Origin of the sequence: Pseudomonas sp. B21-017, from assembly GCF_024749245.1 — a bacterium.
GTDB lineage: Bacteria > Pseudomonadota > Gammaproteobacteria > Pseudomonadales > Pseudomonadaceae > Aquipseudomonas.
Genome location: NZ_CP087194.1, coordinates 3,037,450 through 3,053,983 on the forward strand (window position 1 = coordinate 3,037,450; position 16,534 = coordinate 3,053,983).

Annotated in this window: 10 protein-coding genes; 3 read left to right on the plus strand and 7 right to left on the minus strand. The window is 58.0% G+C overall.

Translation table 11 applies throughout. The annotated features are described in order from the left end of the window. The first annotated feature begins 12 nt into the window (after nucleotides 1-12). A complete protein-coding gene (locus tag LOY28_RS13785) occupies nucleotides 13-1,200 on the plus strand; it encodes a pyridoxal phosphate-dependent aminotransferase (RefSeq protein ID WP_028940652.1) in 1,188 nt (395 codons plus the stop codon). A 35-nt stretch (nucleotides 1,201-1,235) separates the two neighbouring features. Here LOY28_RS13785 and LOY28_RS13790 read toward each other — a convergent pair whose 3' ends face one another. From LOY28_RS13790 to LOY28_RS13810, 5 genes are all read right to left on the minus strand, one after another. Continuing rightward, on the minus strand, nucleotides 1,236-2,213 hold the full coding sequence (locus LOY28_RS13790) for a D-glycerate dehydrogenase (protein ID WP_086944338.1): 978 nt from the start codon (nucleotides 2,211-2,213) through the stop codon (nucleotides 1,236-1,238). 12 nt (nucleotides 2,214-2,225) lie between these two features. Beyond that, nucleotides 2,226-3,524 (minus strand): MFS transporter, encoded by a 1,299-nt coding sequence (locus tag LOY28_RS13795; RefSeq protein ID WP_258614287.1) that lies wholly within the window; start codon nucleotides 3,522-3,524, stop codon nucleotides 2,226-2,228. A 52-nt stretch (nucleotides 3,525-3,576) separates the two neighbouring features. Next, nucleotides 3,577-4,617, minus strand: coding sequence for a sugar kinase (locus LOY28_RS13800; RefSeq protein ID WP_258614289.1), 1,041 nt, complete (start codon nucleotides 4,615-4,617; stop codon nucleotides 3,577-3,579). Then, the gene (locus tag LOY28_RS13805; protein WP_258614290.1) at nucleotides 4,610-5,392 is read right to left on the minus strand and encodes a sugar phosphate isomerase/epimerase; all 783 of its coding nucleotides are present in this window, start codon (nucleotides 5,390-5,392) and stop codon (nucleotides 4,610-4,612) included. The genes LOY28_RS13800 and LOY28_RS13805 overlap by 8 nt, the downstream gene beginning before the upstream one ends. Before the next feature lie 152 nt (nucleotides 5,393-5,544). Further along, nucleotides 5,545-6,573, minus strand: a complete 1,029-nt coding sequence (locus LOY28_RS13810; RefSeq protein ID WP_018929106.1) for a LacI family DNA-binding transcriptional regulator — start codon at nucleotides 6,571-6,573, stop codon at nucleotides 5,545-5,547. Between the two features lie 239 nt (nucleotides 6,574-6,812). Between LOY28_RS13810 and LOY28_RS13815 the strand changes: the two genes are divergently transcribed. Then, entirely contained in the window at nucleotides 6,813-9,635 is a 2,823-nt protein-coding gene (locus tag LOY28_RS13815) for a hypothetical protein (RefSeq protein WP_258614291.1), read from the plus strand. A gap of 315 nt (nucleotides 9,636-9,950) precedes the next feature. After that, complete coding sequence (locus LOY28_RS13820) at nucleotides 9,951-12,536, plus strand: autotransporter outer membrane beta-barrel domain-containing protein (protein WP_258614452.1); 2,586 nt, start codon at nucleotides 9,951-9,953, stop codon at nucleotides 12,534-12,536. A gap of 72 nt (nucleotides 12,537-12,608) precedes the next feature. Here the strand turns inward: LOY28_RS13820 and LOY28_RS13825 are convergent, their stop codons facing one another. Together LOY28_RS13825 and LOY28_RS13830 are read right to left on the minus strand one after the other, a co-directional pair. Further along, nucleotides 12,609-13,250 (minus strand): DUF1345 domain-containing protein, encoded by a 642-nt coding sequence (locus LOY28_RS13825; RefSeq protein WP_018929110.1) that lies wholly within the window; start codon nucleotides 13,248-13,250, stop codon nucleotides 12,609-12,611. 182 nt (nucleotides 13,251-13,432) lie between these two features. Next, nucleotides 13,433-16,531, minus strand: coding sequence for an efflux RND transporter permease subunit (locus LOY28_RS13830; RefSeq protein WP_258614292.1), 3,099 nt, complete (start codon nucleotides 16,529-16,531; stop codon nucleotides 13,433-13,435). Nucleotides 16,532-16,534 lie beyond the last annotated feature (3 nt).

The window sequence follows — 16,534 nt, forward strand, 5'->3', positions numbered from 1 at the left end:
TAGGAGAAGTACATGCGCTATTCAGCCTTGACCCAACGAATCGACGGTGATGGAGCGGCAGCCTGGAAGATTCACGATCGAGCGCTGGAATTGCGCGAGCAGGGCGTCGACGTGCTGCTGCTGTCGGTCGGCGATCCGGATTTCGATACACCGCTGCCGATCGTCCACGCGGCGATCGACAGCCTGCTGGCCGGCGACACCCATTATTCGGATGTACGCGGCACCCGTACATTGCGCAGCAGCATCGCCAGCCGTCATCAGCAGCGCTGCGGCCAGGAGGTGGACGCCGATCATGTGATCGTACTGCCCGGTGCGCAGTGCGCGGTGTATTCGGTTGCCCAGTGCCTGCTCGACCCGGGTGACGAAGTGATCATCGCTGAACCGATGTACGTCACTTATGAAGGCGTGTTCGGTGCCTGCGGGGCGAGCGTGGTGCCTGTGGCGGTGCGTCCGGAGAACGGCTTTCGGGTCGAGCCGGCGGATGTCGCAGCGCTGATCACCGCTAAAACCCGGGTCATTCTGCTCAACAGTCCGAACAATCCCTCCGGTGCCAGCCTTTCCTTGAAAAGCTGGCAGGAACTGGCGGCGCTCTGTGTGCAACATGACCTCTGGCTGATCAGCGATGAGGTCTATAGCGACTTGTTGTATGAGGGCGAGCACATCAGCCCGGCCAGTTTGCCGGGCATGGCCGAGCGCACCGCGACCCTCAACAGTTTGTCCAAATCCCATGCCATGACTGGCTGGCGGGTAGGCTGGATGATCGGCCCGAAACCACTGGCCGATCATGTGATGCATCTGTCGTTGTGCATGCTGTTCGGCATTCCGGATTTCGTTCAGAAAGCCGCGCAAGCGGCACTCGATAAGGATTTGCCGGAAGTGGCGCTGATGCGTGAGGAGTATCGCCAGCGACGCGATCTGGTGTGCGCGAGGTTGAGCGGTTGCCCCGGTATCCGGCCGATCAAGCCTGATGGCGGGATGTTTGTGATGCTCGATGTGCGCCAGACCGGGCTCGGCGCCCAGGATTTTGCCGAGCGGCTGCTGGAAGGTTATGGCGTGTCGGTGCTGGCCGGCGAAGCCTTCGGGCCGAGTGCGGCGGGGCACATACGCATCGGGCTGGTGGTGGACCAGGTGAAGCTGGCGGAAGCGTGTCGGCGGATTGCGTCCTGTGCGGCGGATTTGCTGCAGATGCGACGGGCCTGATCGTTCCCACGCGGAGCGTGAGAACGATCAGTTCCTTAACCCTTCCACGCTCCGGTATTCACCAGATTCACCGGCCGCTCACCCGCCAACGCCGCCAACAAATTTTCGACCGCACAAGTCGCCATCGCCTCCCGCGTCTCATGGGTCGCCGAACCGATATGCGGCGTCGCCACCACATTGTTCAACTGCAACAACGGCGAGTCATGGCGCAGCGGTTCGCGCTCGAACACATCCAGCCCGGCAGCGCGAATCCGGTTCTGCTGCAACGCCTCGATCAACGCCGCTTCGTCCACCACCTTACCCCGTGAAATGTTGATGAAGATGCTCTGCGGGCGCATCAAGGCGAACTCCCTGGCGCCGATCAGCTTTTCGGTTTCAGCGGTCAGTGGCAAGGTCAGGCAAATGAAATCGGCCTGCTGCAACAACTCGGTCAGGCTGCGGTATTGCGCATTGAAGCGCTGCTCCACCGCCGGTTTCGGTGAATGGCTGTGATACACAACCGGCATGCCAAAACCGAAATGCCCACGCTGCGCCAACGCCTCGCCAATCCGCCCCATGCCGATGATGCCCAGCGTCTTGCCATGCACATCGCTGCCGAAATGCGCCGGGCCAATGTTGCGGTTCCACTGGCCGGCGCGAACCATGTTCGCCAGTTCCACCACGCGTCGGGCGGTGGCCAGGATCAGCGCGAAACCGGTGTCGGCGGTGGTCTCGGTCAACACATCGGGGGTGTTGCTGAGCAGTATCCGCCGTTCGGTCAGGTAGTCGATGTCGTAGTTGTCGACGCCGACGGACACACTGGCAATCGCTTCCAGGTTCGGTGCAAGGTCGAGCAACCCGGCATCGAGTTTCAGACTGGCGCCAAGCAACCCTTGGGCGCGGGGCAGGGCCTGGCGCAGCTTGGCTAGGCCTTCGGCGTCGAGGCTGTCGATCAGCGTCACCTCGGTCTGCTCATGCAAGCGAGCCATCAGCAGCGGCGAGAGTTTCTTGTACAGCACAACCTGCTTTTTCATATCAACATCCATTCAGGAATGAGCCGCCACCGGCCGGGGCGCGGCGGCTTTGGCCACGACCCGGTCACTGGCGCCGGGCTTGAGGAAAATCGTCAGCACCACCGACACCAGCAACGCGCCGCTCATCAGCAGATAAGACGCACCAGGCGATCCGGTGGAGCTGTTCAGGTAACCGACCAGATAAGAGCCGCCAAACGAACCGAGCGCGCCCATGCTGTTGATCAACGCCATGGCGCCACCGGCCACGTTGGCCGGGAGGATTTCTGGAACGATGGCGAAGAACGGCCCGTACGGGGCGTACATGCAGGCACCGGCAATCACCAGCAGGGTGTAGGACCACCAGAAATGCTCCGCGCCCAGCGCGTAGGAGCCGTAGAACGCAATCGAGGCGATCAGCAGCGGAGGCCAGACGAAGCGTTTGCGCTTCTGCAGTTTGTCCGAGCCCCAGGACACCAGCAGCATGCCGATCACTGCCGCCAGGTAGGGTAACGCCGACAGCCAGCCGGCTTCGATCATGTCCATTTGCGCGCCGGCCTTGAGGATTGATGGCAGCCACAGCACGAAACCGTAGACGCCGATGCTCCAGCAGAAGAACTGCAAGGCGAGGATGATGACTTTTGGCGAACGGAAGGCTTCGGCGTAGTTTTTCACTGCCTTGATGCCGACCTGTTCGGCGGTCAGGGCACTTTCCAGGTCCTGCTTTTCCTGGTCGTTGAGCCACTTGGCCTGGGCCGGACGGTCATCGGCCAGACGCCACCAGATAAACGCCCACAACACCGCCGGCAAGCCTTCGATGATGAACATCCAGCGCCAGCTGAAATGCTGGATCAGGTAGCCCGAGACCACCGACATCCAGAGCATGGTTACCGGGTTGCCGAGGATCAGGAAGGTGTTGGCGCGCGAGCGTTCGGCACGGGTGAACCAGTGGCACAGGTACACCAGCATCGCCGGCATCACCGCAGCTTCGACCACTCCGAGCATGAAACGAATGACGATCAGCCAGTAGGCGTTGGAGACGATCCCGGTCAAGGTCGCCAGGGCACCCCAGAGAATCAGGCTGACGAAAATCAGTTTCTTCACGCTGTGCTTCTGGGCGTAGATCGCGCCCGGGATCTGGAAGAAGAAATAGCCGAGGAAGAACAGTGCGCCGAGCAGGGAAGACAACCCCGGGGTGATCATCAGGTCCTTGGCCATCCCGGAGGCGGCGGCGAACCCGTAGTTGGCGCGGTCCAGATACGCCAGGCTGTAGGTGATGAACACGATGGGCATGATGTACCACCAGCGGCGGGTGGCCAGTGTTGCGGTTTTCATAGTGATGCTCCTGAGCTTGTTGTTTTTGTCGCAGCAGGTAACGGAGTCTGATTCAAATTTTTACGTTAATGGTGAGGGCCCCTTCGCGGGCAAGCCTCGCTCCTACGGGCGTACACCCCGAACCCTGTAGGAGCGAGGCTTGCCCGCGAACGGCGTCCTCAAATTCAGCATCCATCTCGGCTCGGGTAGGCAACCCCTCCATATCCCCACGGCTCTGCACCGCGCGGCTGCCGATCCAGTTGGCACGTTGTACGGCTTGGGCAACGCCGTGGTTTTCCAGCAGGGCGCTGATCAGGCCGACGGCAAACCCGTCACCGGCACCAACCGTATCGACCACTGTTGCCACGGGTACGCCTGCAACGAAACCTTCATCCTGATGCGTGCGGTAATACGCACCGTGCGGGCCAAGCTTGATCGCCACGGCTTCGGCGCCCTGGTCGAGGTAAAACGCCGCGATATCGGCGGGGTCTTCGAAACCGGTCAGCAACCGTCCTTCGCTCAACCCCGGCAGCACCCAATGGGCGAGGGCGGCGAGGCGGTTGATCTCGCTGATCATCTGCTGTTCGCTGGCCCACAGGCTCGGGCGCAGGTTGGGGTCGAACGACACGCTGCGCCCGGCATCGCGCATGCGGGTCATCAGTTCGAAGGACATTGCCCGGGCCGACGCGGATAGCGCCGGAGGAATGCCGGTGGCATGCAAGTGCCGGGCGTTGAGCAGCGACGGGGAAATCGACTGCACCGACAAGTGACTGGCCGCCGAACCGCGACGGAAATACTCGACCACCGGATCGCTGCCGTCATCTGCGCGGGATTTGAGTTGAAACCCGGTGGGGTGGGCCGGGTCAATGTCGACGTGGCTGCAATCCAGGCCTTCTTTCTTCAGCGTATCGATGACGAAACGGCCGAGAGAATCGGCGCCCACCCGGCTCAGCCAGGCGACGTTAAAGCCCAATCGCGACAGGCCAATGGCGACGTTGCTGTCGGCCCCGGCAATGCGCTTGTGGAAGTGGCCGACGTCGGCCAGTTCACCGTTCTGCTCGGCAACGAACATCGCCATGGTTTCGCCGAACGACAGAATCTCGATCTCAGACATGCGCAGGCTCCAGGCGGGATTGGCCGAGGCAGGCGAGGGTAGCGACGTGTTCGGTGGTCAACTGCACCAGGTCATCGCCTTGCAGCGGATATTCCGCCGCGCGCATTACGTTATGGGGCATGTGCCGCAGCAATTGTTGCCACAGGTGCAAGTCACTGGCCGCCGGTGGTACCGCCACCAGTTTGCCGTCGACCCGACGCGCCACTGCTTTGCAGTGCACGTAGCCGACATGTCGACCGAGCATTCGCGCGGCGCTGGCGGCGGACTGGTCCTGCCATTGCCAGTTGCCGATATCGAAGGTCATTTTTATTGGCAACTGATGCTGCTCGACGTCGGCGAAGAAACGCTGGAACGGCTCGATGCGGCCGCCGTGCAAGGTCTGGTCGTTTTCCACCAGCAATTGCACCGGGCTCTGCTGCAACACATGCGCCAGTGTTTGCAGGTCATTGTTGTCGGTGAAATAACCCAGGGAGACTTTCAGCCATTGTGAGCCGAATGCCTCGGCGCGTTGCAGGGTCGAGAGCAATTCAGGGTTGGGTGCCGATTGCCCGGCCAGCCACAACTCCAGCGGCGAGGAATACACGCTTTCCAGGCCCCGGGATTGCGTGGCGTCGGCCAATTGCGCGGGGTCTTCGAGGGTCAGCAGCTCTTCGCGCCATTCGATGTGCGTGGCGCCGGCAGCGGCCAGCACCTCGACAAAACTGCCTTGGCCGCGTTGGCGCACAAGCTCGGCGCCATAGCTGGACAGGCTGATGGAAACGGGTGGTTTGTTCATTGTTATCACCTCTGAAACCGGTTTCATTTTTGTTCAAAAAAAATATCAGTGAGTGATGTGTTGTTCTTTCGGGCCTCTTCGCGGGCAAGCCTCGCTCCTACAGGGGCGTGGGTGTAAATCCGTAGGAGCGAGGCTTGCCCGCGAAGAGGCCTTCAAATTGGAACACCCCCCGTGGTCGACCCCCGCACAATCAACCGTGCCGGAAAATCCAAAGTCCGCACCGGCCCGTCATCCCCACGCAAACGCTTGAGCAAACACTCAAACGCACTCGCGCCAATGTCCTCGGTCGGCTGGGCGAGGGCGGTAATCCCGCTGCCCACCAGCGGATACCAATCCAGATCATCCAGGGCGATCAACCCGACATCCTCAAACAGGTTGCACTGCAATTCACGCAACGCATGGGTACTGGCCAACGCCGCAATACCGTTGGCGCAGAACAGCGCTTTCGGCCTGGGACCAGGGGTATCAAGAAAGGATTTCAAGCGACCGGCCAGATCACCGCCAGTTTCAACCACCGCGCCCGAGAGCGCCGGACGCTGCTCGATCTGCGCCTTGAAGCTGCTGACCCGCTCGATCCGCGAACTGGTGCCGTCAAACGGCTCCGTCACCATCAGCACATCGCGATAACCGCGTTGTTCAAGATGGGCCACGGCGATCTCGACGGCGGCGGGATTGTCCAGCCCCACCAGATCGCTATCGAACTGCTCGACCTTGCGATCCACCAGCACCATGGGCATTTCCCGCTGCAATTCACGCAACTCATCCACGTGATGGCCGAGGGTGTTCACGATCAAGCCTTCGATGTTGTACGAGCGCAGCAACGCCAGGTGCTGACGCTCCTGCTCGTCATCGCGATCGGTGTTGCACACCACCAGGCTGTAGCCGTGCCGACGGCAGGCGGTTTCCACGCCATGCATCACGGCAATCGAATAAGGGTTACGGATATCGGCCACCAACATGCCGATCAGCCGGGTGCGCCCGCGTTTGAGTCCGCGGGCCATCTGGTTAGGGCGGTAACCGAGTTCGGCAATCGCCTGCTCGATGCGCAGGGCCGTGGCATCGGAGAGCAGGGCGCGGTCGTCGCCGATGAAGCGCGAGACGCTGGCCTTGGAGACGCCGGCGTGTTCGGCGACGTCGAGCATGGTGACGCGGCTGCGCTGGGCGGCGGAGAAGTCGTTCATGGATTGAGTCTTCTTGTTATCTGAAACCGGTTTCAGGAAACACCAGATTCTTTGGTTGCGTCAAGTGATAACGCTTTCAGTCAAGGTGCTCGAAAAGATCGAATCCGACAAACGGTATCAATACCTGTCAGATCTGACAGTAGGAAAATTTTCTGTTGAAGCGCCTAATTTTCCCGACAGAACAGCAAAAGAAAGTGCCTTGATTTCTCGAACATCTCGTATCAATCGGTGATGGAAAAATGATTTCGACACCCACTAATCAAACCACTAAGACGCCTATAGGTGTACTGGCACAACCGCTTTCAGTTGAAGGGATCGAGGACAGTGATCTGGCCGGTCATGTTCCTCGCGAGATTTTGAAAACCGGGACTCGAATTGTAATTCCGTATTGGCTGGATCCACTGCCTAATGATCGACTGTGGGTGATCAAGCGTCAGAATGATGTGGAGGATACTCTTTATAACGTTAAATACCCGACCCCCCTGACGGATAAGGAATTGTATTTCGATCTGACGCCAACTCATTTGGCAGTCGACGGCAGTATGTTTCTCTATTACGTACTCTGGAAAGGGGATGGCGGTAACGACGATCGCTCGCCAGATCGAAAACTAACCATCGATCACACGCCTCTTTTAACCTTTCTGGAACCCTTGGCGGTTCATGCAACACTCTGGGGGTATCTGAATAACAATACGAATCCTCCATTGACAAGTGGCGCCACTCTCCGCGTTCGCCCCCTGATTGACATTGCTCTGCCCGGATATGTCGCAGTGATTATCTGGAGGGGATACCGGAGCCTCAATGGAAGTGGTCCTGAAGTGACAGAAGTTTATGGCCGTTGGGAGAAAATACTTTCCGGGACAGACATAGCAAATGGCTTCAATCATGTAGTGCCGTTTCAAAAGCATATAAGTTCGTTGTTTGATAATGATTCCGCTGTTTTCATCTGCCAGTTGTTTGACGGCGGCAGGATCATTGCTGAGTCAGAACAAGGACTGGTGAAAATCGATCAAAAAATACCTGGAAAACCTGGCCCTTCCGGCCTGAACGCGCAAGGAGATACACTGATGACAATGCAATTCGTACCAAAAGTGCAGCGCCCCACTTCTACTCTTTCCTCAGGTGGTGGGGTTCTTTCGACTTTTGCAATAAATGGTCTGACAAATGGTTTTATCCCAAAAGCAATGTTTGATACTAAGGCCCTCATTGTGGATGTTAATCGTCCGCCAGATGAGCTGGAACAAGATAGTATGGATTTTATGTACCGCGAAAAAGGATCCCTGACTTGGATAGACTATCCAGAGACCCTCTTTCTTGGCCCAGTCGCCAGCCGGCCTCCGACCCCTATTCCGGTGACCTTGAATGCAGACCTGTTTAAGGAATTAGCTACGTCACTTGGCCCGACTGTTTGGGAAATCATGTTTAAATTTTTCAAAGACAATGGCGGTAATGGAGACCCCTCCAACATCGTGGAGGCTATATCTGACGAAACTGCACCGGTCAATACAAAAAATCCACCCAGAAAAATAAAGCCGACACCCGTTCCAAATTTTGCCAATGGCACCCCGCTTCCGCAGCGGATTATTGACAAGACCTGGATAGATGCAAATACGGATATGAATTTTACGGTGAGTGTCGGTTACTTCGGGCGTCGTCTCGACGACATGCTGACCGTCTGGCTCATCTCTGGTATGCAAAAAGTCCAGGTCTATAACGCCACCGTCAATGCTACCGGTGCATTTAGCATTCCTAGCAGCGCGTTGCTTCAATTCCTGAATGGACGCGTCAATATGAGTTATCGGTGGGACGATTGGCTCGCTAATCAAGGCGAAGAATCTGTTTCCACGCCGATTCTGACATTGGCATTACCGCAAGCGCCATTGGCCAAAAAAGCACCTTTGGTGCCAAAGACCGATCCAAACTACACCACGCCGCTCTATTGGGAAGACTTTGCAAACGCGATTACGGCTATCGTCGAAAACGCATTTATCGAACACGCGGAGCCGGGAGATCAAGTTTTTGCGGTGATTACGGATCCCCTCGATGTCACCAATTTTTTCGAGACTGCCAAACAACCTTGGGCTAACGCTAATCTGTCTTTTGATCTTGACTTCGCAGATCTTTATCCGAAATTTGCCAATACTGATGACCCCATGGACCTCACGATCCATTACGAAATAGAGCGCGCCGGTCTTACGCCTAATGCAGTTTCACCGACTGCAACCTTTACGTTCGATTCGCGTGTCGCTGGTGTAATACCTCCAAACCCGCCTGATCTGGAGAACCCGGATCTCCAACTACCGGTTGTAACGGGAGTTTCCAATGTTCCAGACGTTATTGCGGCTACTGATCGCGACAAGCCAGGTACATTCACAGTGACGAACGGTCTTACAGATCCGGACATTTTACCGGAGCATGAGGTCAAGTGTTACTTGGGTAACGCTACAATACCTTTTCAAACATATAGCCCGCTCGTAGCTGTACAGGGTTTTTCTGTTCCGATCCCGGCCAATGTAATGGCCACGTTGACACCTCCCAGCGATACAGCTCGCTACACTATCGAGATAACCGGATTAGGTAAAAACGTAAACAAATCCTTGCCGAAGACAGTGGTCGTCAATCAGATTCCGGTCGTGCTGCCGGATCCTACAATCAGAATCCGTAATCCTGCGGTGCGCGACTATATCGAGTGCTACGCGATGACCAGTCCCACCAGCCGTTATTTACTGGGACTGCAGATCGCGAAGACCGCACTACTGCCGCTGGGCACGGTTATCACGGCGCATTTTGAAGCGCACTCAAATGCGGCGGGTACTGCGTTGATTCCCGGTACGGCTAACTCAGCAACTTACACCATCCAGGCTGCCAACATACCTGACGTTGCTGGCGTAGGTACTGCTGCAAACTTCAAGGCTGCCCAGCCGAAGCGAGGTGCACTTGCATGGGGTAAATACTGGATTACAGCCCAGAATGGCCTGCAATCATCAACTCCGGTCATCAAACCTTTGGATACTATCAATAACAGCTTCCAATATTGCGACCTGGCACTAGCTCCAGTCTAGCGCTGTCTCCGTAGTATTGGTATTGCCGGTATCGCGAGGGAGATTCGATTGCCTCTCTCGCGATTTTTACCACTATCAAAGAGGAGGAAATCGAGGTTGCCTTCACTCTGGAAGGATAAGTCGTCGTGCATGTAAGGACTATTCCTACATTAAACATTCGGTTTTCTAATTAGGCTGTCGGACGTTTTTTAGGTGGGAGTTTTCAACACTGCCAAAAAACAGCTTCTGTATTCGTGCAGGTTTGAGGAACGACCCATGTCCACTTTTTTTCTTTCTAAACACCCGAATACCATCAGACTGATGATGGTGGCGACAATGATCGCCGCGCCTGAGGCCTATAGCCGAACCCTGTTGCCAGGCGAAAGTGAAGTGGTCACCAATCCACCTGCGCCGGAAGCCTGGGTGGTGTCCCAGGGGGGAACGCTGACCGTCAACAACGCGACAGCGCTGACCATCAGCTCACAAAATGCCAATGTCGTTTTCAACGGTGGTCAGAGCCAGCGAATCGATGCCAACACCTCCTCGTTGAATATGTCCGGCGCTACGGTCAACAGCGCGGCGGGCCGAGGTGCCATTCAACTGATCGACAGCAACGCAACGATCGACAACTCGACCATCACCAGCACCAACAGTTTCGGGCTTTTGCTGGGACGTAACATCAGCACCCCTGCATCCTCTTCTGCCACCGTGACTGGTAACAGTGTCATCACCGGCGCGATTGGCGGCGTACAAGCGGTAGGTTTTGCCGTACTTAACCTTACAGACTCCACTGTCGTCGGCACGGGGGCCACCAGTTATGGTGTGCAGTTGGGCGGCGCAACACTTTCAGCGACGGGCAGCACGATTACCGGCGCACAAGACGGCCTGCAAATCGTGACCGACACGGTAGGTGTCAACGCCAGCACTGTGATGCTCAACCATACCCGCGTTACAGGCGGAACCGGGTCAGCCATCGTACTGGGCTCTTCCGGCAGCGCCGGCACGGTTGCCAACATCAATGTCCTTGCGGGTTCCGAGCTGATCGGCGGCAACGGCACACTGCTGCAGGCGACCAATCGCTCCACTGCCAACGTTACCGTCGACGCCAGTGCCTTGAGCGGCAATGTCATCGCCGATACCGGCAGCACCGTCGCGCTGGCGATGCAAAACGCGGCATCCATCGATGGCAATCTGCAAAACGTTACACGGGTCAGCCTCGATTCTCGCAGCACCTTGAACGGCAATGTGCAGGCGGTTGCGGGCACGGCGGCTACGGTGAGTCTGAACAACGGTTCTGCCATCAATGGCGATGTCGACAATGTCGTCAGCCTTTCACTGGACAATGGCAGCAGCCTGACCGGTGATGTGCTCACTGACGCCAATGGCAGCGTGCAGCTGGACAACCGTTCGGCAATCAAGGGCAACGTTGAAAACGTTTCCAGCCTCTCGCTGAACAATGGCAGCCGTCTCACCGGTGACGTGCTCACTGCTTCCAATGGCAACGTGCTCCTGGACAATAGTTCGGTATTAACTGGCCGGATCAACAATTCAGGCAATCTGAGCATCAACAACGCGGCGCAGTGGGTGATGACCGGGAATAGCGCCATACAGAACCTGACGTCCAACGGCGGCATCGTGCGTATGGGCACTAACGAGCAGTTCCTTCGACTGGATGTCGCTAATTTTTCCGGTAAGGGCACTGTTGTCATGGGGACAGACCTGAGAACCGGCGATACTGATTTTTTCAACGCCGGGCACGCGGAAGGTCAACTTAAATTTGATGTCACCCCTACCGGCCACAAGCCGCTGACTGCCGAGGACATACACATCGGCAATATCATTTCGGGCAACGCTGACGTTAGCTTGAACAATCGGGAAACAGTGGACGCCGGCACCTTTGTCTACCGGCTGGCGAGGGAAGGCGAGGGCTTGTACCTTCGGCCGGACAAGGAAACGGTCAGTACGTCGACCAATACGGCATTGGCATTGGCAGGCAGCGCGCGCAGTTTGTTGAATGCCGAAATGAACATGCTCAATGATCAGATCGGTGATCGCGGGCTCAGTGCCCGGCCCGAGGCTTCGATGCGGGCGGCCAGCGATAGCGACACCACAAAGCTGAGCAACAGTGTGTGGGTTCGCACTTACGGCAATCAATACAGCGTCGATAACGCCTATGGCGATGGCTACACGCAAAACCAGACCGGCATCACCGGCGGCGCCGATACATTGGTGGATCTTGGCGGTCGCTCGTGGGTATTGGGCGGGTTCGTCGGGTCTAGCCATACCAAAATGGATCTCAAATACGGTTCCAGCGCGACTGTCGAGAGTGTGAACGCCGGTGTTTACGGCAGCACGTTCGATGTTGAAAGCGGCGTGTTCGTCAATGTCATGGCCAAGATCAACCAGTTCGACAACAAGGCCAAAGTCACCATGAGTGATGGCACTCGGGCCAAGGGTGATTACACGGCCTTGGGCGCCAGCGGTTCGGTGGCGGTGGGCAAACATATTCGCCTCAAGAACAACTATTTCGTCGAACCCCAGGTGCGGGTTTCGACCGGCGTGACTCAAAGTGACAGTTATCGTTTGGACAATGGCCTTGAAGTTAAAGCCGACACCATGCGTTCTTTGCAGGGCAATGTGGGCGTCAGAGGCGGACGTGTGATCAGCCTCGAAAATGGCAGTCTGCTGGAGCCAAGTCTGTCGGCGGGGGTTAACCACGAGTTTGTGAAAACCAACGAGGTTAAAATCAACGACGACCGTTTCGATGATGACCGCGCCAGTAGCTCAATTGAGTACGGCGCAGGTGTGAAGTGGACACCGGCTCAACGCAACTGGCAGGTTTCCGGCCAGGTCGGTGGCAGTAAAGGCAACACTGTCAGTCAGGATTGGAGCGGTAGTTTGAGAGTGAGCTATTTCTTCTGATGAACGTTGCTTCAATGACATGACCTATAAAGATGCCCCGACACTGTCGGGGCATCTTTTTTTTTACGGCCATCAGCCAAACAGACCCGCTGCGATATTGATTGAAAACCCGAGAATCGCCGTGTTGAACACAAACCCGATCAACGATTGCGCCAGCACGATCTTACGCAATTCCCGCGTGGCCACGCCGACATCCGCCGTCTGCACCGCCACACCGATGGTGAACGAGAAGTACAGGAAGTCCCAGTAATTGGGGGTTGTCAGCCCTTCGGCAAATCGCAACGCAGGTTCCTTGCCTTCCCAGGTGTAATACAACCGGGCGTAATGCACGCTGAAGATCACCCCGATCAACAGCCACGAGCCGATCACGGTCAACCCGGTGAAGCCGTAGTGCAACAGCCGGTGATAGGTGCCCAGATCCTTGCTGCCCGCCAGTTCCAGAGTAATAGCGGCGAGGCTGGCCAATGCGGCCATGGACACCGTGAACAGCACCAGCCCGGCGTTTTCGTCCTCGACCTCGGCAATGCGTTTCACGTCGTCGGCTTTGGAACGCATGGTCAGCCAGAGGATCAGGGCCAGATAGGTCCAGACCCCGGCATTCCAGCCGACGAGGATTTTGCCGAGGATCGAATCGGCTGGCGCCAGAATGCCCACCGCGAGGCCGAATGCGGTCGCGGCGGACAGGCGAGGGTGGGTGCGGGCGAGGAGGGGCATGGAGGCTCGATGTGTCTGGGTTTTGCAAACACCATAGCCCAGCGCAGTCCGTTGTGACCACAACGACACATCCCCCGTAGGAGCGAGGCTTGCCCGCGAAATGGCCGTAACATTCAACGTTGATGTTGACTGATACACCGCCTTCGTGGGCAAGCCTCGCTCCTACAGGGGTGTGTCGTTATTTAGATGTTCTTATGGCGCTTGCGCACCAACCTCATCACCACCACAAAAAACACCGGCACAAACACCACCGCCAGCGTCGCGGTGATCATCCCGCCGATCACCCCGGTGCCGATCGCTTGCTGGCTCGCCGAGCTGGCCCCGGTGGCAATCGCCAACGGCACCACGCCGAGGATGAACGCCAGCGACGTCATGACAATCGGCCGCAACCGCAGGCGCGCGGCTTGCAAGGTTGCGTCGACCAGATCGTGGCCTTCGTCATAAAGGCTCTTGGCGAACTCGATGATCAGGATCGCGTTCTTCGCCGACAGGCCGATGATGGTGATCAGCCCGACCTTGAAGAACACGTCGTTGGGCATTCCGCGTAGCGTCACGGCCAGTACCGCACCGAGAACGCCCAGCGGCACTACCAGCAACACCGACGTTGGAATCGACCAGCTCTCGTACAGCGCCGCCAGGCACAGGAACACGATCAGCAGCGACAGCCCGAGCAGAATCGGTGCCTGGCTGCCGGACAAACGTTCCTGCAACGACAACCCGGTCCATTCCTGACCCAACCCCGCCGGGCCTTGCGCCACCAGCCGTTCGATTTCCGCCATGGCTTCGCCAGTACTGTAACCGGGCGCCGGTTCACCGGAAATGCTGATGGCCGGGTAGCCGTTGTATCGGGTCAATTGCGCCGGGCCCTGGGTCCAGTTGGCCCGGACGAAGGCCGACAGTGGCACCATTTTTTCAGCGTTGTTGCGCACGTGAATCTTCAGCAGATCGGCGACCTGGCTGCGTTGATCGCCTTCAGCCTGGACCACCACTCGCTGCATTCGCCCCTGGTTGGGAAAGTCGTTGATGTAGGCCGAACCGACCGCCGTGGTCAGCACATTGCCAATGTCGGCAAAGGATATGCCCAGGGCGTTGGCCTGTTTGCGGTCGACTTCCAGCTGAACCTGTGGCGCTTCGGCCAGGGCGCTTTCGCGCACATTCATCAGGATTGGGCTTTTCTCGGCGGCGGCGAGCAATTCGCTGCGCGCTTTCATCAGCGTGGCATGGCCGAGGCCGCCACGGTCCTGCAAGCGGAACTCGAAACCGCTGGAGGTGCCGAGACCGTCAACCGGCGGCGGCAGCACCGAGAAAGCCATGGCATCCTTGATCTGGCTCAGCGCGATGTTGGCGCGATCGGCGATGGAACTCGCCGAGTCGTCGCTGCCCCGATCCGACCAGTCCTTGAGCGTGGTGAACGCCAGCGCGGCGTTCTGCCCGCTACCGGAAAAACTGAAGCCGAGAATCACTGTGCTGTCGCCGACGCCCGGTTCGGTGGCGTTGTGTGCTTCGATCTGCTCCACCACATTTATTGTGCGATTCTTGCTCGCGCCCGGTGGCAGTTGGATGTCGGTGATGGTGTAGCCCTGGTCTTCCACCGGCAGGAACGAGGAGGGCAGACGACTGAAACACAGTCCCAGGCCGACTAGCAGCACGCCATAAATCAACAGGTAACGACCGGTGCGTTTCAACGCATAGGCGACCCAGCCCTGATAACGCTCGGTCAATTGTTCGAAGCGCCGGTTGAACCAGCCAAAGAATCCGGCTTTTTCGTGATGCTCGCCTTTGGCGATCGGCTTCAACAGCGTCGCACACAACGCCGGGGTCAACGTCAGGGCGAGGAACGCCGAGAACAGGATCGACGTGGCCATGGACAGCGAGAACTGTTGGTAAATCACCCCGACCGAGCCCTGCATGAACGCCATCGGAATGAATACCGCCACCAGCACCAGGGTGATGCCGATGATCGCGCCGGTGATCTGCTTCATCGCCTTGCGCGTCGCTTCCTTGGGCGACAGGCCTTCGGTGGCCATGATTCGTTCGACGTTCTCCACCACCACAATCGCGTCGTCCACCAGGATGCCGATCGCCAGCACCATGCCGAACATGGTCAGCACGTTGATCGAGAAGCCCAGCGCGAGCATGGTCGCAAACGTGCCCATCAACGCCACCGGCACCACCAGCGTCGGGATCAGCGTGTAGCGGATGTTCTGCAGGAACAGGAACATCACCGCAAACACCAGCACCATCGCCTCGCCGAGGGTGTAAACCACTTTGGTGATCGAGACTTTGACGAAGGGTGAGGTGTCGTACGGGATCTTGTATTCGACACCGGCCGGGAAATAGCGCGCCAGCTCGTCCATCTTTGCTCGCACCAGCGTTGCGGTGCTCAGGGCATTGGCGCCCGGCGACAGTTGCACACTGACGGCGGTAGACGGTTTGCCGTTCAGGCGTGTGGAGAACTGATATTCCTGGCTGCCGATCTCGACCCGCGCCACATCACGGATGCGTACGGTGGAGCCGTCAGGATTGGCCTTGAGCACGATGTCGGCGAATTCTTCAGGCGTCGACAGCTGGCCTTTGACCAGAACGGTCGCGGTGATTTCCTGAGTGGTGCGGGTCGGCAAGTCACCGATGCTGCCCGCGGAAACCTGAGCGTTCTGCGCAACGATGGCGGCATTGACGTCAGCTGGGGTCAGGTTGAAGCCGATCAGCTTCTGCGGGTCGATCCAGATCCGCATCGCCCGTTCGGCGCCGTACAACTGGGCCTTGCCGACGCCATCCAGACGCTTGATCTCGTTCATCACGTTGCGCGCCAGGTAATCGCTGAGCGCCACGTCATCGAGCTTGCCGTCGCTGGAGGTGAGGGTGATCAGCAACAGGAAACCGGCGGAGACTTTCTCCACCTGCAAACCTTGCTGGGTGACCGCCTGAGGCAGGCGCGACTCAACCGCTTTGAGGCGGTTTTGCACATCGACCTGGGCCATTTCCGGATTGGTGCCCGGCTGGAACGTCGCGGTGATGGTGGCGCTGCCGAGGCTGCTCTGGGATTCGAAGTACAGCAGATGGTCGGCGCCGTTGAGTTCTCCCTCGATCAGGCTGACCACGCTTTCGTCCACGGTCTGCGCCGAAGCGCCGGGGTAGGTGGCGTAGATTTCGACTTTCGGCGGCGCAACGTTCGGGTATTGCGCCACGGGTAACTGCCCAATGGCCAACGCACCGGCCAGCAGGATGAACAAGGCAACCACCCAGGCGAACACCGGGCGATCGATAAAGAACTGCGGCATAAA